1 protein-coding gene is annotated in these 657 nt (G+C 48.6%); it reads right to left on the reverse strand.

The genetic code is table 11. The features are described 5' to 3' along the window. Nucleotides 1-451: 451 nt before the first annotated feature. A partial coding sequence (locus tag OCU21_RS11250; RefSeq protein ID WP_261807488.1) for a hypothetical protein occupies nt 452-657 on the reverse strand: 206 nt, incomplete at its 5' end.

Here is a 657-nt window from a genome sequence, read left to right on the forward strand (position 1 = left end):
TCGTTTGAAGCCAATTCCAAAAGCGGGAATTGGCTTCAAATCGAGCCTTATTCTAAGCGATAAATCGCTAAGAATAATCTCACCGCTGAGCCACACGTCCTGAGGCAGTTGCTAGGCAGAATTGATCCTATCTGTAATCGAGGCGAAGGATTTGACGTAGTGCTTTTGCAAGCTAGCGATCAAACCAACGCCCATTTCGAGTGGTACAGCAATACCAACTGATTTGGATCAGAGGGTCGGGACATTTTGCATAGGCTTAAGATCTGCACTCGTTTGCTTAAAAATCCTTGGGTGGGAACCGATCAATTCAGCCGATTCATCGGGATCTTGACTCAGTTCATCAAGCCGACTGTACCGGTGTCATCATTTTAAAACTTGTGGTTACTAACCACGGTCGTCAACTGCGAGGCTCCCCATCAATTGGTCATAGCTGGCTAGATGGCGTGAGTGCTCAAACGGCTGTTATAACATTGAACAACTGGAGCGAAGCGTGGCGTTGGTGGTTTGCTTGTTCGTCTGGCGGAAGGTCGGGCTGGGGGTGAGTCAGCCGCGATATTATTGTTGGCGATTTATCGCTTACAATAAGGCCGAGTTTTGAGATTTTCGGTGCACTTCCGAAAAGCTCAAAATCGTGCCCGCAGCGTTCCACCACCCCCA

Origin of the sequence: Lapidilactobacillus luobeiensis (assembly GCF_024345205.1) — a bacterium.
Taxonomy (GTDB): domain Bacteria; phylum Bacillota; class Bacilli; order Lactobacillales; family Lactobacillaceae; genus Lapidilactobacillus; species Lapidilactobacillus luobeiensis.